This window comes from Flavobacterium adiutor (assembly GCF_048282555.1).
In the GTDB taxonomy this organism is placed as follows: domain Bacteria; phylum Bacteroidota; class Bacteroidia; order Flavobacteriales; family Flavobacteriaceae; genus Flavobacterium.
The window spans coordinates 101275-121758 of sequence record NZ_CP182487.1 but is presented as its reverse complement, the minus strand read 5'-3'; the positions used below and the strand labels follow the sequence as shown (position 1 = coordinate 121758).

Sequence of the window (20484 nt, the reverse complement as noted above, 5' to 3'; positions counted from 1 at the left end):
TATTTCTAAGTTTAAAAATTTAAACTGATTGAATTCAATATGTTAATTTTTTGTATCTTCCAAATCCACTAAGAGACAAAGTTTTATTTTAAAACTCTCTTCATATAAAAACTTTGCGTCTTCGCGACTTTGCGAGAAATTTTCAGCAAATAGATTAAAAAGCCTCATCAATAAGTTCTCTGTTTATTGCCGCTCCTGCAAAAGATCCCGAAGAAACCGCCAAAGCCACAGAACGCATTTGAGTTGTAGCATCACCACTTGCATAAATACCCGAAACTGATGTCTTTTGCATAAAATCGACTTTTATCAATCCTTGCTCGTTAACTTCACAGCCTAAAGTTTGTGGCAACGGACAATGCTGCTCAAATGAGGGTCTTACATAAACGGCTTTTACAGCAATCTTTTCTCCGTTTTTGAAAACAATATTTGCAATATATCCGGCATTATGTTCGAAAGAATCTATCTCATTTTCTAAAACCAAAACACCATGATTTTTAAGAATTTGTGTTTGTTCCGAAGTTAATGTTGATTTTCCGTTCGTACATAACGTAAGGTTCTTAGTCCAGTTCAAAATCAGTTTTGCATATTCAAAACCCATTTCATCATTGGCAACAATAGCTGTTTTTTCACTTTTGACTTCATATCCGTGACAATAAGGGCAATGTAAAACCGAGATTCCCCAACATACTGCAAAACCTTTAATCTGCGGAAACAAATCTTTCACTCCCGTTGCGAATAATAACTTTTTTGAAGTAAAGAGTTCGCCGGATTCTGTTTTAATTTCGAAACTATTTTGTGTTTTAACTGCATCAATGGCAAGTCCATTGTAAAACTGAACCGTTTTATAAAATCCGACTTGTAATCTGGCTTTACCCGAAATGGCAGCCGGAGTTTCACCATCATTCGTGATAAAATTATGAGAATGCGGTGTTTGTATGTTGCAAGGCAAGCCACTATCAATAACTAAAACCTGACGTAAAGAACGCCCTAAACTCATTGCTGCAGACAATCCGCTGTAACTGCCTCCAATGATAATCACTTCAAAACTCTTCTGTTCCATAAATACAATTTTAATGGTGTTGTTTTTTGTGTAATTTATAATTCAATAAATGCCCGATGATCATTCCGATTCCTCCGAAATAAATGAAGTCAATATGAATGTCAAATAGCATTTCACTCAAAATACTGATCCAAATCAGACTCATCGAAACAACCAGAATTGAAGACACCAAAACCGATGATTTTTTTATAATTTTGAAAATCACAAAAACACCAATTGAAGCAAATAGTAAATCAATTACCGGATGATGGTTTAATCCCAAAGGTAGAATAGCCAAAAAAGGAAGAATCAAACAATGTATTAAACAAACAGCTGCAGCTGACACTCCTAAAATATCGTAAAAAGATGTTGCACTTTTCTTCATTTCATCTATATTTGTTTTAATGCAATTTTGTTGCAAATATATTCAAAATAACCAAAAGCAACAATGTTGCGTTATTATTTTATTTCTATAAAAAAATGAAAACAACGAGAAACACCACAGCAAAAACGGCGGTTTTAGAGATTTTTGGAAAATCAAAAACAGCACTTTCTCATACAGAAATTTACAAACAAATTGAAGATGTATGCGATCGGGTGACTGTTTATAGAATATTAGATCGCCTCGTAAATGACGATATTGTCCATAAAATTGTTGACCTTGACGGTACCGTAAAATATGCCAAATGCCATCATCAGGCACAGCGCGTACATATCCATAACCATGCGCATTTTAGCTGTGAAAAATGTCTTGAAATAACGTGCCTTGAAAATGTAAAACCAAGCTATATTATGCCTCATAATTATAAGGTAAACGATATAAATTTTACCTTATCCGGTTTATGCCCCAATTGTTTAAATTCTAACATTTAATATTTAGACTAGTCTAAAAATATTGTTTTTCGAATATAATTTTCTATATATTTGAGAAATCAATATTTTACGAATGGCAAAATCATTAGAAGAGGTTCATGAATCGGTTGCAACCGAAAATAAAAAAACAGGATTTAGAAAAATTCTTGCCTTTTTAGGCCCGGCCTATTTAGTCAGTGTCGGCTACATGGATCCTGGCAACTGGGCAACTGATCTGGCTGGGGGAAGTCAGTTTGGGTATGCTCTTGTCTGGGTTTTGCTAATGAGCAATTTAATGGCCTTGCTGCTGCAGAGTTTAAGCGCCCGTCTTGGAATCGTAACACAGCGTGATCTTGCACAGGCTTCGAGAGAAACGTATTCAAAACCGATTAACTACATTTTATATTTTCTGGCTGAAATTGCTATTGCCGCCTGTGATTTAGCAGAAGTTCTTGGAATGGCCATCGGAATTAATTTACTTTTTGGGATTCCTCTTTTAGAAGCTGTTTTAATTACTGTTTTAGATACGTTTTTATTACTATTCCTTATTAATAAAGGAATTAAAAAGATGGAAGCATTTATTATTGCTTTGGTCGCAATTATTGGATTTTCATTCATATTCGAAATGATTTTTGCCGAACCTGAAATGCATAAAGTTTTAGAAGGATTAATTCCTTCCATTCCAAATTCAGCAGCATTATATATCGCCATCGGAATTATAGGTGCAACTGTAATGCCGCATAATCTTTACCTGCATTCGTCTTTGGTACAAACAAGAAAATTTGACAGAACTCCATCCGGGATCAAACAAGCTTTGAAATACAACTTTATCGATTCTACAATTGCCTTAAATCTTGCCTTTTTTGTAAATGCGGCCATTTTGATTCTCGCCGCTGCCACCTTTCACAAAAACGGAATGTATGAAGTTGCAGAGATTCAGGATGCCCATCAATTTCTGGAACCGCTTTTAGGAACTAAATGGGCTCCGGCATTGTTTGCTATTGCGCTTATTGCTGCCGGGCAAAGTTCTACAATAACCGGTACGCTGGCCGGACAAATTGTAATGGAAGGATATCTTCATTTCAGGATACAGCCCTGGGTTCGCCGAATTATTACGCGTTTGATTGCGATTATTCCGGCTGTCATCGTAATACTAATTTATGGTGAAAGCGTAACAGGAAAACTATTGATCTTAAGTCAGGTCATTTTGAGTCTTCAGTTGGGATTTGCCATTATTCCTTTAATTCATTTTGTGAGCGATAAATCAAAGATGAATGGTTTCCATATCTCTAAACTTACACAGGTGGTTTCCTGGATTATTGCTCTCATTATTGTTTCGCTTAATGCTAAATTAGTGTATGATGAAATCACTTCCTGGCTTGAAACTTCAGAAAATCCAATTGTTTTATGGCTTACCGTGGTTCCTTTAGCAATCGGTCTTCTAACATTATTGCTTTATATTGTCTTTAAACCTTTTATTGCTAAAGCAAAATCAAAAACATTAAACCATTCTCCGCACCATCTTCAGCTTCAATTTACCCCTAGAGAAAGTCAAAGTATTAAAAACATTGCTGTTTCTGTAGATTTTTCAAATGCTGATAGTGTTGCTCTGAATAAAGCTTTTGAATTAGGCGGAATGAATGCACAATACACCCTTATACATATTGTAGAAACGGTTGGTGCTTTGATGTACGGAGTTCACATACACGATCATGAAACTACCATTGACGAAAAGTTATTATTGGAATATAAAGAAATGCTTTCGCAGAAAGGATTCAGGATCGAAACCGAATTAGGTTTTGGAAAACCAAACTCCGTAATACCAAAAATTATCAATGAAGGTAATTTTGATATACTGGTTATGGGAACCCACGGCCACACTGGTTTAAAAGATATTTTATTTGGTACAACTGTAGATAAACTGAGACATAAAATTTCGATACCTTTGCTGATTGTTAAATAAAGTTGCTAAGATGCTAAGTTTCTAAGCTTTTTAATAAAAGCCTCAGAAGAAAACTCAGAATCTTAGAATCTTAGAATCTTAGAATCTCCAAAAAATGACCTTTTCAGAAGAAAACTACCTTAAAGCGATATATCACCTGACTGCTTCGCTGGAAACAGAAGTGAGTACAAATGCTATTGCCGAAATGATGGAAACCAAAGCTTCATCCGTTACAGACATGCTTAAGAAGCTGTCTGACAAGGATTTGGTGAACTATAAAAAATACCAGGGAGTTTCATTAACCGAAAATGGAAAACTGGCTGCCAAAATGATTGTTAGAAAACATCGTTTATGGGAAGTATTTTTAGTAGAAAAATTAAACTTCAGCTGGGATGAAGTACACGATATTGCAGAACAACTCGAACACATTAAGTCAGAGCAGTTGATTAACCGCTTGGATGATTTTCTCGGCAATCCAACCGAAGATCCACATGGAGACCCTATACCGGATGCGAATGGACGAATAATCAAAATTGAAAAACAATTGCTTTCTGAATTATCCGACAACCAAATTGGTATTTGCGTAGGTGTAAAAGACACTTCTTCAGAATTCCTGAAATATCTGGATAAGCAGGAAATTGCGCTAGGTTCTAAAATTGAATTCTTATCGAAAGAATCTTTTGATTTGTCTGTAAAAATTAAAATTGACAGCAGAGAATTATCTATTTCGAATAAAATTGCTTCTAACTTGTTTGTCAAACTGGTTTAAAAATGAAAAGATCCCAAATTTGAAAGTTTTGGAACCTTTTTTTAGTCTTTTATACTATAGAGAATCTTTTGAAAATCACCCTTAAATTTATCTTTATTTTCTTTAGCAGACCATGACAGAACTTTATAAAATGCTTTTTTAGTTTCCACTACTCCAATTAAATAATAAATTTCAACATTAGCATCCTTATCGAAATACTCAACATCTGCTTCTATAAAATTACTTTCACTAATCTTTTTTGAAACTGGATTTGAAATTGACTTTTTCTCCACATCCTTTAAAAAATCCTGCATAAAACCGTCATAGAACTCTTTTGCCGAATTGAAGTTTAATTCGACTAATTTTAAATCCTCTTTTAAATCATAAATCACAAAACCATATACCTCTTTTACTTCGCTTTTATATTCAATTGACGAGACATCATTTAAGCCCATCGTTTTATTCATATAATCAGGAAGGCTTATATTAAAAGTATGACCGGCTTTGAATTCTTTCATTTTGGTTTGAGCAGAAATCGTTGCTGATATTAACGCAATAGCAAAAAGAGCAATTATTTTATTCATATAGATATTTTAGGGTTATAATTTTTATTTAAACAATGCCTTTCTCAATCATCTCCAGCATTACCGGTGATGCGTTTTTGAATGTTGGCGGCTGTTCGATGATACTTCCTGCGTTCTTTTTATTTACTTTGAACGTTATGTCATTATCTGTTGTAAAAAGCAAGGCTGTCAAAAAAGGCTTTTTGATGTACGAAACTAAAATTAGTAAAGCTTCATCTAATGTATGGATGCTTTCAATTTCTTCTGTTTTGTAGCGGGTAGTTAGCGAAATCGAGAATGTGTAATCTTCATTCAGGACTAATCTGAAATAGATGTTTTTGATTTCGGTATCACCGATCGTTTTGGCCAAAGTTAATTTTGCGAAAGTGCCGGCCTGGATGCTTTCTTTAACTCGTTCGCAAAAAAGGGCAAATATTGGTTCGTACATTTTTTTAAGATTCTAAGGTTTTATCCTCTAATTTAACCGCAAAGGTCGCTAAGATTTACGCAAGGTTCACAAGATTTTTTATTTTCTTTGTGTGCTTTACGCAAACCCTTGCGCCTTTGCGGTTAAGAAAATTATTTCCCTGTAAATTCAGCTTTACGTTTTTCTAAAAAGGCAGTAGTTCCTTCTTTAAAATCCTGAGTTCCGAAACACTCTCCAAAAGATTTGATTTCGGTATCGAAACCATTTTTACCATCTTCGAAATTTGCATTAATCGCTTTTATCGCTTTTCCGATAGCAAAAGGAGCGTTTTTCATGATTTTATGGGCCATTACGCTTGTAAATGTTAACAATTCAGTCTGAGGTACCACGTGATTTACTAAACCGTATTGTTTTGCTTCTTCGGCAGAAATCATTGCTGCGGTCATGATCATTTCCATCGCACGTCCTTTTCCTATTAATTGAGGCAAACGCTGTGTTCCTCCGTAACCCGGAATTAGTCCTAAGCTTACTTCAGGTAAGCCCATTTTGGCATTAACCGAAGCCACTCTGAAATGACAGGCCATCGCCAATTCTAATCCACCTCCTAATGCAAAACCATTTATGGCCGCAATTACGGGTTTCTTCAAATTTTCGATGTAATCAAAAAGTGACTCCTGGCCTTCCGCAGCTAATTGTGCGCCTTCAACAACAGTATAATTGGCAAACTCAGAAATGTCAGCTCCGGCTACAAAAGCTTTTTCGCCGCTTCCGGTCAGAATGATAACGCGGACATCTTCATTTTTGTTTAAAAATTTAATAGCCTCACTAAGATCAGTTATAGTTGCCTTGTTTAAAGCATTCAGCTTTTCAGGTCTGTTAATCGTTACTGTAGCGATTTTTTCTTCAATAGAAATTAAAATATTTTTGTAGTTCATGACCGCTGTTTTATGAGTTGGTGATAGGCAGGGAAACTGTAAATGTAGTCCCCTTTCCGTAAGCTGACTCAAAGGTAATTGTTCCTTTGTAATTTTCGATGATGTTTTTTATAATTCCGAGACCAAGTCCCATTCCGCTGGTTTTAGTAGTGAATTTAGGTTCGAAAATCCGGCCTATATCAAGCTTTTGAATTCCGATTCCGTTATCTTTTACTGCGATTTCGACATTATCGTCACGGCGTTTCACAGAAACAACTATTGATTTGTGAAACTGACTTTCGGGAATCGCCTGAGTTGCATTTTTTACCAGATTGGTAATGACCCGAATCAGTTGTGTACGGTCCATTTTGGAAATGATTTCTTCTTCCTCTTTTTCAAAAGAAATATAATCTTCGTTGAAAATATCAAGTGCCAGTTCCACAACCTCAACTACATTTAAAGTCTCATTTTGCTGAGCCGGCATCGAAGCAAAGTTTGAAAAAGCAGAAGCTACAGATGTCATTGTATCAATCTGCTGAATTAGAGTTTCCGAGTAATCGTTCATTTTCTGCTTTACGTCAGGATCATTCGGATCAAACTTTCGTTGAAAACTCTGCACCGTTAAACGCATTGGCGTAAGCGGATTTTTAATTTCGTGCGCAACCTGTTTTGCCATTTCGCGCCAGGCTTCTTCACGTTCGCTTTGCGCTAATTTAATCGCGCTGGTCTCAAGTTTATCTACCATTCCGTTATAAGCTTTGATCAAGAAGTTGACTTCTTTGCTATTTGCCTCTAACACAATCTTTTCGTTCTTCTGATCCAGATTGGTCTCTTCCAAACGATCTGAAATGGTTTTCAGTGATTTTGTAATATACGTTGAAAGGAAATATGCTAATGCGAAAGCCACAATAAGCATAAACGAATACACCTGACTTAAACGAATCAGGAAAGTATTCAATTCGTTGTCGTAATAGCCGTCATCTTCTAAATAAGGAAGATTTAAGATTCCGAGAGGTTTGAATTTTTCATCTTTTATTAAACTATAAGAAGATCTGTTTTTAACACCATTAATCGTTTTAATATCTACAAAACGCTTTTCTATCGAAGAGCGCACCAGTTTTAAAATAAAGTCAGGAATTGGAGGTGCAACCTTATCAACAGCAAAAGACTCCTTTGATGATTTTAGCAGCTTCCCGTCAAGGCTGTAAATATTAATTTCGATTTTGTGAATCTGGGCTAATTCGTGAATTTTGTCCTTAAAAATTAAATCCAGATTGGCTGTTTTTAAAGGATACGTTGTCGTTGCCAGTACATAATTGATGTGTTCCTTAACAGCATTTTCCTTTCGTTCAAGACGTTCCTGATGATATTCTTTGGCTTCATTTTTAAACTGAATAATTGAAATCGAAGCTAATAAAAAAGATGCCACAACAATCAATACAATCATCGACAGGAAAATCCTGATACGAAGGGAGAGCATTGACATTTTGAAGTTTAGCATGTTTTTTTGTTTTTGTTTGTTTCATGTTTCAAGTTTCAGGTTACGTTGCGATTGGCAACTTGAAACTTGAAACCTGAAACTAAAAAAACTATTTCCTCTCTCTAATTCTCTTATAAAAACGAAATCCAAGCATAATTAAAACAGAGAATAAAACAATTCCGATTACGCCGTAGATCCAGTTAATGGCACTTTTTAAAACTACTAAAAAAACAACGGCAAACAAAATAATCGTTGCGCCTTCATTAAACAAACGCATATAGTTGCCTGAATATTTCACCTCATCTTTCTGTAATTGCCTGAAGATCTGATGACATTTTAAATGATAGAGATATAAGAGGAAAACAAAACCTAATTTAATGTGCATCCAGGGCATTTTAAGCCATGCATTTCCTAAATCTGTAAAAAATAGCATCCAAAAAGCAAAAATACTGGCTAAAATCGCTGATGGCCATGTAATAATATACCAAAGGCGGTAACTCATTATTTTGAATTGCGCCTGCAGAATTTCTTTTTCTGGAGATGGTTTTTCACTGGCTTCTATTTGATATACAAACAAACGTACAATATTAAACAACCCTACAAACCAGGTTAGTACGAAAATAATGTGCAGTGATTTTAAGTAATTATAATACTCCATTGTTGTTTTGTTTCAGGTTTCAAGTTTCAGGTTGTTTCTCAAAGTTGAGCATAACTTAAAACCTGAAACTTGAAACAAAATATTATTTTGCCCAATCATTAATCCAATTTGCAACTGTTTCACACCACTCATCATCATCATTCAGACACGGAATTGCCAGAAACTCTTCTCCTCCATTGGCTTCAAAATCTTCTTTAGCACGCATGGCGATTTCCTCTAAAGTTTCTAAACAATCCGAAACGAATGCTGGTGTTACAACCGCTAATTTCTTAATTCCTTTTGCTGGCATGTTATCAATTTCAACATCCGTATAAGGCTCTAGCCATTTATCACCCGCTAAACGGGATTGGAAAGTCAAACTGTATTTATCATCTGGAAGACCTAATAGTTTTACAACCTGTTTAGTCGTTTCATAACATTGGTGACGGTAACAGAATTCATGTGCCGGAGATGGCGTGTTGCAGCAGGAACCATCGATTTTGCAATGTGATTTAGTTACATCGGTTTTGCGAATGTGACGCTCCGGGATTCCATGATATGAAAACAATAAATGATCATAATCAAATCCAACTAAATGTTTCTGAATTGAATCTGCTAAATTCTTGATGTAATCCGGTTTGTTGTAAAACGCCGGAACATCGGTAAATGTCATATTTGGAAATTTTTTCTTGCGAATTTCTTCTGCTTTCACCAAAATAGTTAAAGTTGAAGCCATTGCGTATTGCGGATATAATGGAAAAAGCAATACATCAGTAACGCCTTTTTCATGAAGCTCCTGAAGACCTTTTTCGATTGTCATGCTTCCGTAACGCATTGCCAGAGAAACCGGAACATTTACTAAAGGCTGTACTTTCTTTTGCATTCTTTCTGAAAGAACTACTAACGGAGAACCTTCTTCCCACCAGATTTTCGCATAAGCGTGTGCCGATTCTTCAGGTCTTTTTCTCAGAATAATGCCTCGGACTAATAATGCTCTTAATAAATACGGAACATCGATTACGTATTTATCCATTAAAAATTCATCTAAATACGGTTTTACATCTTTTGGTGTTGGACTTTCCGGAGAACCTAAGTTTACTAATAATACGCCTTTCATTATGTGTTTTGCTTTAAGCTTTGTTTGTTTTTAAAATTTCGTCAAAAGTAAAATTTGCTTCTTTTGTGCAATATGATAATTGTTACTTTTTGATTATTGTTGGATATTCAAAATTGATTTTAAATAATTTGCGAATATTCCTCTAGCAGATTCGGCAGATTCTAATTTGTGCTAATTAGTGAAATTAGTGTTTAAACATTCGCATTAATTGACATCAAATACTTTTTAGGCGTTGTGCCAAATTTCTTTTTGAATGCCGCTATAAAATGACTTCCGGTACTGTAACCGATTTTCAATCCTACTTCGTTTACATTATAAGAACCGCTGTCTAATAATTTTCGGGCAAAATCCATTTTATAATCGAATAGGAATCCGTAAACCGTGTCGCCATAAATTTGCTTGAAACCCATTTTGAGTTTCTTCAGATTCAAACCAATCTGATCTGCTAATTCTTGTAATCCTGGAGGCTCTGCCATATTAGCAATTACGATTTCTTTTGCTTTTCGGATTTTCAAAACATTATCCTCATCAATTAAAAACGGACATTGCTCTGCATTTGGGTCTTCGGTTCTGTTGAAATACAGACTCAGCAATTCGTATCCTTTTCCTTTATAATAAAGGTTTTTAATAGAAGGATGAAGATTATAATGAAAAAGCTGACTCAAAACAATCGCCATTGACGGGCTGATATTTCCTTCGTTGTAATATTTTTTATCCTTATTATCGGGACTTAAAAACGTGATATAATTCGCCTCGGCAGAAAATAAAGCGTGAAATTTCTTGATGGAAACAATTACCGAGATTACCCAGGAATTTTGAGCCAATTCTAAATTAAGTGGCAATTCTTTCTGCGGATTATATAAAAGCAACGATTTTTCTTCTTTAAGTTCTAAAGTATAATTGCCCTGATTGAACAAAAATTTCGCATTTCCTTTTAGCCCGAAATGAAACTGTATCAGACCGTTTCCTATTTCACGCTGCGCAAAAAAAGGTTCTGAACTGTCGTTTTGAAAACGGATAAGCGTAAAATCGTCTTCAATTTTAATTTCCTCCTCCATTGATTTCTTTATTCAGGTTACTATTCCCGTTTTTAATAAAACGAATAATTGGACATTCAAAATTAAATCTTTTTGATGGTTTATCCGATTACCTGCACTTAAATTTATAAAATCTTTATTGTTTGATTATTTAAATGCAAGTTGAAATCACTTATCTTTTTTGATGGAGTTGCCATATTAATAATTACTCCAATTCACTGATTTTAAGCCTAAAATCTGTTTTCTGACTCCAAAATAAATCTGGTATTTTAAGAACAGTGATAATGTTTTAGTTATTCATAACGATTCTAAATTAATGTTTTTCTTATATAAATTAAAACCACTCCTAAAAAGGCACCGTATATCATTTTCAAAATCTCACCATTTTAAAACTTACATATTATGAAAACAAACAAAACAATAAAAAAAATACTTAGGACAGGATTGGTGATTACCCTTCTATTCTTTTCCATTTTGCTTTTTCACATTATTACTGCCAAACCTGCAGTTTATGAAAATCCAAATTTACAGGTAAGCCGAATTGATTTTAAAACAGACATAGATTCTGTTGAGGCCAGACAAATTTGTTCAGACTTAAGATCAATCAAAGGTCTTACTTCGGATTCTATCATAGTGAAAAGAAATGTGGTTGTGTATTTCCACAATAATAAAATCACGAATTCTGAAAAAGTATATAATGAATTAATGAGTAAAAGGCCTTATAATGCGAAGCGTTATATCCTACCAGAAAACTTAGCCAATAAGGAAGTTTGTCCTGTAAATCAAAACAGTATGAGCTATAAATTATCTCAAAAAATAAATCAGTTTTTTAATTAACCCTTTAAATATTTTATTATGAAAAATTTTTCTAAAATTACACTTAGTGTTCTGATAATGGCATCGGCAACTTTAACTTCCTGCAGCAATGATGATGATCCTGCTCCAGTAAAAGCGACTATTTATACTCGTTTAGGCGGAACTACAATGGTTTCAGATCCCGATAACCAAGGACAAATGATTGAACAGGGACGTTTAAGTTTCCGCAAAGTTGTAAACTCTACTATAGGATTAATTGTAGCCGATATTCAGTCAAATGCATCTGGTAATTTACAGGCACACTTTGCACCTCTTTTAGCAGAAACAGGTGATACGCAGGCTACCAATATTGCTAAATTATCAGACAATCTTACTGATTTCTTCTCCTTTAATACAGGCGGTACTAATGCTGTGAATACTTATTCAGGCTTAAATATGGTGGCTGCACATGATCCGGCAGTCAATAAACGTATGGGAACAAAAGCCAGTAATGCAGATTATACAAAATTCGAAGGATATGTTGGTGCTGCAGCTAATGCTAATGGTGTAGCTTCTAATACAGAACTTTACACTGATATTGTAGCTGTATTAGAATCTTTAAGAACGCCAATCGTTCAAAAATAATTGATTTTTCCTCAAAACCCTGCCCGAACAAGGTAGGGTTTTATTTCATGAAGCTGTTTTTATATTTGAATTTCTACCGCAATGAAATTGAATAAGATATAAAACAGAAAGATGATCCGAACTCATAGCGATATTTTTTCGCACGCTATTTAAAACAAAAGTAAGATTGTTATTTAGAATAAATATACATAACAAGGTATCGAATCCTTGATTTCATTATAAATGACAATCAATCCTATTTAGAACAGCCAAAATGAATCAATTTATTCCATAGCGATATAAAAAGTACCTCTAGCGTTGTTTTTATAAATTACTTAGTAATAATTTTGTTGCACTTTTTAACAAAAGTATAATATGGAAAATTTTAATATGTCCAGAACTACCACTTTTTACGCTTTAGGTTTAAGTTATAAAAAAGCAGATGCTACCATTAGGGGAAAATTTAGTTTAGATGCTAAAGCACAATCTGATTTACTTGCCCAGGCAAAAACCGAAGGAATAGAATCATTAATTGTCACTTCTACATGCAACAGAACTGAAATTTATGGTTTTGCCAATCATCCGTACGAATTAATCAAATTACTTTGCGACAACAGTAATGGTTCCGTTGAGGAATTTCGCGAAGTTGCCTATATCTACAAAAATCAGGAAGCCGTAAACCATATGTTTCGTGTAGGAACAGGTTTAGACAGTCAGATTTTGGGTGATTTTGAAATCATCAGCCAGATTAAAATCGCTTTCAACCTTAGTAAATCAGAAGGTTTAATTAATACTTTTATTGATCGCCTTGTCAACAGCGTTATTCAGGCAAGCAAAAAGGTCAAAACAGATACTGAAATTTCTTCTGGTGCAACATCGGTTTCGTTTGCATCGGTTCAATATATTATTAAAAACGTAGAAGATATTGGAAACAAAAATATTCTGCTATTCGGAACTGGAAAAATAGGACGAAATACCTGCGAAAATTTAGTAAAACATACTAAAAATGGTCACATTACGCTTATCAACAGAACGAAAAACAAAGCTGAAATCCTTGCTGGAAAACTAAATGTCATCGTAAAAGATTACGCTAACCTTCAGGAAGAACTACAACAATCTGATGTTTTGGTTGTAGCAACAGGAGCAAAAAACCCAACTATTGACAAAACATTACTGAATTTAAAGAAGCCTTTATTGATTTTGGATTTATCTATCCCAAGAAATGTTAATCCTGATGTGGAACAAATACCGGGTGTAACTTTAATACATCTTGATTATCTGTCACAAATGACAGATGATACTCTTGAAAGAAGAAAACAGCACATTCCGGCTGCCGAAGCGATAATCGAGGATATGAAATTAGAATTCAATATCTGGATGAACGGCCGTAAATATGCTCCAACTATTCATGCTCTAAAAGCAAAACTAAACGATATGGTTGCCGGAGAACTGGCTTTTCAAAAAAAGAAAATGCTCAACTTTGATGAAGAACAAGCTGAATTAATCAGTTCCAGAATTATACAAAAAATCACCAGTCAGTTTGCCAGTCACTTAAAAGACGAAAACACATCGATTGACGAAAGTATTGAGTTTATTGAAAGAGTATTTCAAATCGGACAGCTTGCACCAAAAAATATTCCTTCACCAATTGAAGAAAAATACAAAATCAACCTCTCATAATAGTTAAACAGCATGTTCCTTACTTTTAAGGATCCTAAAAAATATGGCTCAAAAAGTTATCAGAATAGGAACCCGCGATAGTGAGCTCGCACTTTGGCAAGCTCATACAGTCGAAAAAAAATTAAATGATCTAGGCTTTAAAACTGAAATCGTTGCCGTAAAATCTCAAGGAGACATTATTCTCGACAAACCACTTTATGAACTCGGTATCACGGGAATTTTCACCAAAACTTTAGACATTGCCATGATTAATGGCGATATTGATATTGCGGTACATTCGATGAAAGATGTTCCAACGGCTTTACCAAAAGGTATTGTTAAGGCTGCCGTTTTACCAAGAGCAAATGTTCTGGACATTTTGGTTCATAAAGGAAACCCCGATTTTACAAATCCAAGTACTATTGCAACCGGAAGTCTGCGTCGCCAGGCACAATGGTTCAATAAATATCCAAATCATACGGTTGTTGATTTACGCGGAAACGTAAATACGCGGATGCAGAAACTTCAGGATAACGACTGGGATGGAGCTGTTTTTGCTGCTGCAGGTTTGGAACGTATCAATTTAAAACCAGAAAACTACATCAACTTAGATTGGATGATTCCCGCACCAGCACAAGGAGCAATGCTGGTTGTGGCAATGGAAAATGATAATTATACGCTTGATGCACTTTCACAGTTAAATGATATCGAAACTGAAATTTGCACCTACATCGAACGCCAATTTTTAAGAACACTTGAAGGCGGTTGTACAGCACCAATCGGGTCTTTGGTTACCTATAACGAAGACGAAGATACACTGCAATTTCAAGGGGTTTTACTTTCTATTGACGGAAAACAAAAACTGGAAATCAGCAAAACGGTTGATATTTCGGAGTGGAAAAAATTAGGTTACAACTCGGCTCAGGAGATTTTGAATAATGGCGGAACTGAATTAATGCAGAAAATCAAAGAATCCTTGAAAAAATAATGGCAACCCAGGTTCAAATACTATCAACTAAAATACTATCGCCTCTTCATAAGCAGGAATTGATGAAATATGGTATTGAAGTAATCGAAGCCGATTTCATCAAAACCGAAAACAAACCTTTCGAATTAAAATACCTCAACGAAAATCTGATTTTTACAAGTCAGAATGCGGTTCACAGCGTTTTATCACATCCAAAATCAGAAGAACTGAAAAAGAAAAATGTGTATTGCGTTGGACTTAAAACCAAAAATTTATTGACCGATAACGGATTCAACGTTGTTGCCTATACCGGTTACGCTTCAGATTTGGCAGAAATTATCACTTTGATTTACAGCAGTGAGAGTTATACCTTTTTCAGCGGGAATCTTAGAAGAGATACTTTGCCTGAAGCTTTAAAAGAAAACGGAATTAAATTCAATGAAATTCAGGTTTACGACACAACATTGCAGCCGCAGAAAATAAAAGGAAATCCTGAAGCGATTTTGTTTTTTAGCCCGTCTGGAGTTAAAAGTTATCTGAAAGACAATTCCATAAATAAACAAATCTGTTTCTGCATTGGCGAAACCACCGCAGAAGCCTTATCAAAAATCACTAAAAATATCATCATCGCAGATCAGCCTACAATTGAAGACGTAATCGAAGATGTAATTCAGGAATATAAATAACAATAACAAACCTAACAGGTTTTTGAAACCTGTTAGGTTTAAACATAGAAACTCATGTTAAAAAACGACCTATTTTTAAAAGCACTAAAAGGAGAAACAGTTCAGCGTCCGCCGGTATGGATGATGCGTCAGGCAGGAAGATATTTGCCGGAATTTAGAGAACTTCGTGATAAATATGATTTTTTCACACGTTGCGAAACTCCGGAGTTAGCTGCTGAAATCACGGTTCAGCCAATTCGCAGAATTGCTCCGGATGCTGCAATTTTATTCTCAGATATTTTAGTAGTTCCAAGAGCTATGGGAATTCACGTAGAATTGAAAGACAATTTAGGTCCGATTATTCCAGATCCAATTCGTACGATGGAACAGGTAAATCAGGTTTTTGTTCCGGATGTAAATGAAACTTTAGGTTATGTTTTTGACGCTGTGAAATTGACGAAAGAAATGCTGAACGATGAAGTGCCATTAATTGGTTTCGCTGGTTCACCATGGACTATTTTCTGCTATGCTGTTGAAGGAAAAGGTTCTAAAAGTTTTGATACAGCAAAAGGATTCTGTTTTTCAAATCCGGTTGCAGCACATACATTATTACAAAAAATCACTGATACCACTATTTTATACTTAAAAGAAAAAGTAAAATCGGGTGTCAATGCGGTTCAGATTTTTGATTCATGGGGAGGAATGCTATCTCCCGTTGATTATCAGGAATTCTCATGGAAATACATTAACCAGATTGTTGATGCTTTAGCTGAAATTACGCCTGTTATTGTTTTCGGAAAAGGATGCTGGTTTGCATTAAATGAAATGGGTAAAAGTAAAGCTTCTGCATTAGGTGTTGACTGGACTTGTTCTGCAAGAAATGCGCGTTACCTGTCTGGCGGAAATGTTACTTTACAAGGAAATTTCGATCCGTCAAGATTGCTTTCGCCGATCCCGACGATTAAGAAAATGGTTCACGAAATGATCGACGAATTCGGAAAAGATAAATATATTGTCAATTTAGGTCACGGAATTTTACCAAATATTCCTGTAGATCATGCCAAAGCGTTTATTGATGCGGTGAAAGAGTACGGGCAGTAAATAAGTTGAAAGTATTCCGTGTGCATTCCTGCAAGGTTTCCAAAACCTTGTAGGTATAAACTAAATTATCTATATTGAAAACGTCGCAGGATAAGCAATATCAATATGAAATTAGAAGTTTTAGAAAAAGATTGTTATTATCATATATATAACAGAGGAATAAACGGAACAACCATTTTTGAAAATGACACTAACAAGCTTTATTTCTTAAAACAGTTAGCTAAATATTCCAAAGATAAAATTTCAATTTTTGCGTATTGTTTAATGAATAATCATTTTCATTTAGTTATTCGACTTAATTCAGAAGAAAAAGAGGTTACTCAGGCATTTTCAAACTTGTTTAATTCATATGCAAAAGCTTTCAATAAGCAAGTTAACAGAACTGGAAGTTTATTTGAAAAACATTTCAAAAGAATAAAATTAAAAGACGAAAATTATCTGAAACAATTGATTGTTTATGCTCATTTGAATCCGAAACATCATTTTGATTTAGAGTTCAAAAGTTTCCAATTTTCATCCTATCAGACCTATTTATCTGACAAAGAGACAAAAATAGAAAGGAATGAGATTATAAATTTATTTGGAGATTTGGAGAACTTCATTTTTTATCACAATCAAAAGAATGATTTTTTAAACGAAACTTATACTTTTGAATAATAGGTTTCATCTTTCAAACTTTATAAAACCTTAAAGTCTAATAAAATTCTATAAATAGTAATCAATTGATACCTAAAAGGTTTTGAAAACCTTGCAGGAGAACGAACAGAAAATCATGCTCAACAAAGGCTTAAGAGACGAAGAAAAAATTAGAATTGACAATGTGCTCAAAACATTGCGGACTCTTGTTTTTGTACCTCAGCATTTGAATGATTTAGATAAAACAAATATTGAAAATCAATTAAAAGAATTCGCATTAAACATTGAAACTTTAGTTGATTATTCGAATGAAGATTTAATCACTTTATTGATGCGTCTTCATTTTGACTGGGAGCAATTAGAACAGTTTGCAGACTTTTTAATGGATTTTTCAAAAGTCGAAAACTACAATTTTGAAGATAAAGCTTTGGCTGTTTATCAATATATCCAGGCTGAAAGCAAGGTTTTTTCTTTTGGGGTAAATTCGAAAATTGCTTCAGCGAAAGCCAAAAAATAATAACAATGAAAGACAAATTTTACGCATACATACAAAACCTGCAAGACCAAATTGTAGCAGGACTAGAAGCCGTTGACGGAACGACAAAATTCCGTGAGGATTTATGGAAACGTCCGGAAGGCGGTGGCGGAAGAACGCGCGTTATTGAAAACGGAGCTGTTTTCGAAAAAGGCGGTGTCAACATTTCGGCCGTTCATGGGAAATTGCCTGAAACCATGCAAAAGATGTTTGGCGTTGGCGAAGCTGATTTCTTTGCCTGCGGATTAAGTCTGGTGATTCATCCGAAAAACCCAATGGTTCCGACGGTTCATGCCAACTGGCGCTATTTTGAAATGTACGACGAATCAGGAAATGTGATTCAGCAATGGTTTGGCGGCGGACAGGATTTAACCCCATATTATTTGTTTGAAGAAGATGCCAAACACTTTCACCAAACTTGTAAAACGGCCTGCGACAAACACAATCCGGAGTTTTATCCAAAATACAAAAAACAATGCGATGCGTATTTCTGGAATGCACACAGAAACGAAGCCCGCGGTCTTGGCGGTTTATTCTTTGATTATTGCAAAGCAAATGAGTCAATGTCAATGGAAGATTGGTACAATTTTGTAACCGAAGTTGGAAACAGTTTCCTTAAAGCGTATGTTCCTATTGTTGAAAGAAGAAAAAATTTAGAATATACAACAGAAAACAGAAACTGGCAGGAAATCCGACGTGGTCGTTATGTGGAGTTTAATTTGGTTCACGACAAAGGCACTTTATTCGGTTTAAAAACCAACGGAAGAATCGAAAGTATTCTGATGAGTTTACCGCCTCACGTGCAATGGGTTTACGATCATCATCCGGAATCTGGAAGCGAAGAAGAAAAACTGATTAAAGTATTGCAAAATCCTGTCGACTGGATTTAGCACCATACAAATAAGCATAAAAAAGCCCTAAAATTGATGTTTTAGGGCTTTTTCTTTTAGATTATTTAGTACTTAATTCGTCAACTAAATCTAAGGTTTGCAAAATAATATTTTTATCTCCTTTCGATGAGTTGAGCTTTAACTCGAATTTCAGTTTATTATCTACCAGCTTTTTCGCCGAATATAAAGTTACATCTGTAAACTGCTGCGCCAGTCTGTTCAGGCTTTTTATATCAGATGGTTTTGCTTCTCCTGAATTAGAATAAGCTGTTACTAATTTATCCATGCTCACCTGGGCAGCAAAATAATTTTGTTTCAGTTCCTTTTTAACTTCTTTTGAAAATGAATTCTCTTTTGGAAAAATATGATCAATACTGTTTCCGATAATAACGACATCTTTATCTTTAAAAATAAACAAATTACCAAATTCCTGAGTTCCTTTTATTTCGTAGTAATTCCCTTTCTGAGTCAGTCCTTTTTTGCGAACGCCTAATTGTATCAGCTTATCACCAAAAGTAGGGTGAGTTGAAGTAAAAATCACTGAAAATAATGGTATAGCTTTTTTTATGGTTTTCACTACCTCTTTTGACTCAAAATTCTCATCGTACTCATACGTTTTGGTTGTTACTTCTTTTTCTGTAACATCATAAAGAAACATACTTAAATCTCCGTCGAAAAGTGTTGCTGTAGCTTTTTCATCGATAATGGTCGAAATAAGATCAGTTGCGACACCAATATCTTCTTTCAGGATATAGGGATTATTGAAAATTTCAGCGCTCAGGGTCGGAAAACTATTCAGCATTTCCTTAGTATTAAAATGATACGTCAGATAACCAAGTGGCTTTTGAGCAGGAAAATAATTAAAGATATTTTTATTGGCTTTGCGATTACTAATTTTACCCATCAAATCTGCAATTGGTTTGGAGTACTCTACAATTTCCTCAATCCGTGCATTATCATTGTCAAAATAAAAATCGACATTTATCCCTTTTACAAAATTACCCCAGTTTTTCTGACTCGGAAAAAACTTATTATATGTTGTAAATTGTGCCAAAGCCTTATACGCCGAATTAAAACCGTTCAATGCTGCTCCATAATCAACCCAGCAGGAAATATCAGCGTTTTCATGTACTTTATCTGATGTTGGGACCGTAAAACCATTTTCAAAAAGCAATTTTATAAATCTGTTTTGACTGATGGCCTGAATGCTGTCAAAAGCCGTTTGCTCTTTTTGGTAATTCGCATAATAATTATCTGAGTAATCTGCATAGGCAGTATCAACAACTGGAGCTTCGCCCGGAGCTTCTACAATAACTGGGTAAGAATTATCAGTAACAACAACACTATCCATTGCTGTTGTCATTGTATAATCGCTATAAGAGAATCTTTTAGTCAATCCGAAAATAACCAAATGACTGTCATTCCAAGCTATTGTTGTTTTTTTATCACTGGAATTATATACTGAATACTGGCCAAAATCTTCAATTAAAGGTTTCGGAACTGAATCACTTTCTTTGCCATCCTGAAGTAAAAATTTTTTAATATTATCCCTGTTTTTAATTGGAATTGTAATTTGATAATAGGGAATACTATCCGAATAATTCCCATGTGCCGTTATTTTCTCTTCTAACCTTATAAGATCCGCATATTTATTCACCTCCAGTTTCATTTTCCCCTCTTTCGCATTTTTTAAAAGAGAATGATTTAAAACCTCAGCGACACTTACTTTTTTAGAAAGCTGACTTCCATTAAACTGAATAAAATAATCCTGTTTTTTTGAAAGTGTCTGACTTTGGGTTAAACCAAAAGTGAATAAAATGAATAAGATACAAAACTGTTTCATGTGTAAGTATAAA

General features: G+C 34.7%; 22 protein-coding genes. 12 read left to right on the top strand and 10 right to left on the bottom strand.

Annotation, left to right across the window (positions count from 1 at the left end; genetic code table 11):
- Positions 1 to 154: 154 nt before the first annotated feature.
- Both ACNC7R_RS00420 and ACNC7R_RS00415 read right to left on the bottom strand, forming a co-directional pair.
- The gene (locus ACNC7R_RS00420) at positions 155 to 1060 is read right to left on the bottom strand and encodes an NAD(P)/FAD-dependent oxidoreductase (protein WP_417939024.1); all 906 of its coding nucleotides are present in this window, start codon (positions 1058 to 1060) and stop codon (positions 155 to 157) included.
- Between the two features lie 10 nt (positions 1061 to 1070).
- On the bottom strand, positions 1071 to 1424 hold the full coding sequence (locus ACNC7R_RS00415; protein ID WP_417939023.1) for a MerC domain-containing protein: 354 nt from the start codon (positions 1422 to 1424) through the stop codon (positions 1071 to 1073).
- Positions 1425 to 1519: 95 nt separating this feature from the next.
- Between ACNC7R_RS00415 and ACNC7R_RS00410 the strand changes: the two genes are divergently transcribed.
- The 3 genes from ACNC7R_RS00410 (at position 1520) to ACNC7R_RS00400 (ending at position 4602) form a co-directional block, all read left to right on the top strand.
- Positions 1520 to 1912 (top strand): Fur family transcriptional regulator, encoded by a 393-nt coding sequence (locus ACNC7R_RS00410; protein WP_417939022.1) that lies wholly within the window; start codon positions 1520 to 1522, stop codon positions 1910 to 1912.
- A gap of 73 nt (positions 1913 to 1985) precedes the next feature.
- Positions 1986 to 3854, top strand: a complete 1869-nt coding sequence (locus ACNC7R_RS00405; RefSeq protein ID WP_417939021.1) for an Nramp family divalent metal transporter — start codon at positions 1986 to 1988, stop codon at positions 3852 to 3854.
- A 94-nt stretch (positions 3855 to 3948) separates the two neighbouring features.
- Complete coding sequence (locus ACNC7R_RS00400; protein ID WP_417939020.1) at positions 3949 to 4602, top strand: metal-dependent transcriptional regulator; 654 nt, start codon at positions 3949 to 3951, stop codon at positions 4600 to 4602.
- A 41-nt stretch (positions 4603 to 4643) separates the two neighbouring features.
- Here the strand turns inward: ACNC7R_RS00400 and ACNC7R_RS00395 are convergent, their stop codons facing one another.
- The 7 genes from ACNC7R_RS00395 to ACNC7R_RS00365 form a co-directional block, all read right to left on the bottom strand.
- Positions 4644 to 5165, bottom strand: coding sequence for a hypothetical protein (locus ACNC7R_RS00395; protein ID WP_417939019.1), 522 nt, complete (start codon positions 5163 to 5165; stop codon positions 4644 to 4646).
- A gap of 28 nt (positions 5166 to 5193) precedes the next feature.
- A complete protein-coding gene (locus ACNC7R_RS00390) occupies positions 5194 to 5592 on the bottom strand; it encodes a hypothetical protein (protein WP_417939018.1) in 399 nt (132 codons plus the stop codon).
- Between the two features lie 131 nt (positions 5593 to 5723).
- Positions 5724 to 6506: an enoyl-CoA hydratase/isomerase family protein gene (locus ACNC7R_RS00385; RefSeq protein ID WP_417939017.1), complete on the bottom strand. Its 783-nt coding sequence runs from the start codon at positions 6504 to 6506 to the stop codon at positions 5724 to 5726.
- Between the two features lie 10 nt (positions 6507 to 6516).
- The gene (locus tag ACNC7R_RS00380) at positions 6517 to 7932 is read right to left on the bottom strand and encodes a sensor histidine kinase (RefSeq protein WP_417943115.1); all 1416 of its coding nucleotides are present in this window, start codon (positions 7930 to 7932) and stop codon (positions 6517 to 6519) included.
- 142 nt (positions 7933 to 8074) lie between these two features.
- Positions 8075 to 8623 (bottom strand): CopD family protein, encoded by a 549-nt coding sequence (locus ACNC7R_RS00375; protein ID WP_417939016.1) that lies wholly within the window; start codon positions 8621 to 8623, stop codon positions 8075 to 8077.
- Positions 8624 to 8705: 82 nt separating this feature from the next.
- Complete coding sequence (gene hemH / locus ACNC7R_RS00370; protein WP_417939015.1) at positions 8706 to 9719, bottom strand: ferrochelatase; 1014 nt, start codon at positions 9717 to 9719, stop codon at positions 8706 to 8708.
- A 191-nt stretch (positions 9720 to 9910) separates the two neighbouring features.
- On the bottom strand, positions 9911 to 10777 hold the full coding sequence (locus ACNC7R_RS00365; protein ID WP_417939014.1) for a helix-turn-helix domain-containing protein: 867 nt from the start codon (positions 10775 to 10777) through the stop codon (positions 9911 to 9913).
- A 381-nt stretch (positions 10778 to 11158) separates the two neighbouring features.
- On the opposite strand from ACNC7R_RS00365, the gene ACNC7R_RS00360 reads away from it, so the two are divergent.
- From ACNC7R_RS00360 to hemF, 9 genes are all read left to right on the top strand, one after another.
- Positions 11159 to 11593, top strand: a complete 435-nt coding sequence (locus tag ACNC7R_RS00360) for a hypothetical protein (protein WP_417939013.1) — start codon at positions 11159 to 11161, stop codon at positions 11591 to 11593.
- Between the two features lie 18 nt (positions 11594 to 11611).
- Positions 11612 to 12196, top strand: a complete 585-nt coding sequence (locus tag ACNC7R_RS00355) for a hypothetical protein (RefSeq protein ID WP_417939012.1) — start codon at positions 11612 to 11614, stop codon at positions 12194 to 12196.
- A 354-nt stretch (positions 12197 to 12550) separates the two neighbouring features.
- Positions 12551 to 13855 (top strand): glutamyl-tRNA reductase, encoded by a 1305-nt coding sequence (gene hemA, locus ACNC7R_RS00350; protein ID WP_417939011.1) that lies wholly within the window; start codon positions 12551 to 12553, stop codon positions 13853 to 13855.
- Positions 13856 to 13898: 43 nt separating this feature from the next.
- A complete protein-coding gene (hemC, locus tag ACNC7R_RS00345; protein ID WP_417939010.1) occupies positions 13899 to 14822 on the top strand; it encodes a hydroxymethylbilane synthase in 924 nt (307 codons plus the stop codon).
- Positions 14822 to 15487, top strand: a complete 666-nt coding sequence (locus tag ACNC7R_RS00340; RefSeq protein ID WP_417939009.1) for a uroporphyrinogen-III synthase — start codon at positions 14822 to 14824, stop codon at positions 15485 to 15487. The genes hemC and ACNC7R_RS00340 overlap by 1 nt, the downstream gene beginning before the upstream one ends.
- Positions 15488 to 15541: 54 nt before the next feature.
- Positions 15542 to 16567 carry a uroporphyrinogen decarboxylase gene (gene hemE / locus ACNC7R_RS00335; RefSeq protein ID WP_417939008.1) on the top strand — a complete coding sequence of 342 codons (1026 nt, stop codon included), beginning with the start codon at positions 15542 to 15544 and terminating at the stop codon, positions 16565 to 16567.
- Positions 16568 to 16672: 105 nt separating this feature from the next.
- Entirely contained in the window at positions 16673 to 17224 is a 552-nt protein-coding gene (locus ACNC7R_RS00330; RefSeq protein ID WP_417939007.1) for a transposase, read from the top strand.
- Between the two features lie 91 nt (positions 17225 to 17315).
- Positions 17316 to 17720, top strand: coding sequence for a hypothetical protein (locus tag ACNC7R_RS00325; protein ID WP_417939006.1), 405 nt, complete (start codon positions 17316 to 17318; stop codon positions 17718 to 17720).
- 5 nt (positions 17721 to 17725) lie between these two features.
- Positions 17726 to 18628 carry an oxygen-dependent coproporphyrinogen oxidase gene (gene hemF, locus ACNC7R_RS00320; protein WP_417939005.1) on the top strand — a complete coding sequence of 301 codons (903 nt, stop codon included), beginning with the start codon at positions 17726 to 17728 and terminating at the stop codon, positions 18626 to 18628.
- Between the two features lie 61 nt (positions 18629 to 18689).
- Here hemF and ACNC7R_RS00315 read toward each other — a convergent pair whose 3' ends face one another.
- Positions 18690 to 20471: a hypothetical protein gene (locus tag ACNC7R_RS00315; protein ID WP_417939004.1), complete on the bottom strand. Its 1782-nt coding sequence runs from the start codon at positions 20469 to 20471 to the stop codon at positions 18690 to 18692.
- Positions 20472 to 20484 lie beyond the last annotated feature (13 nt).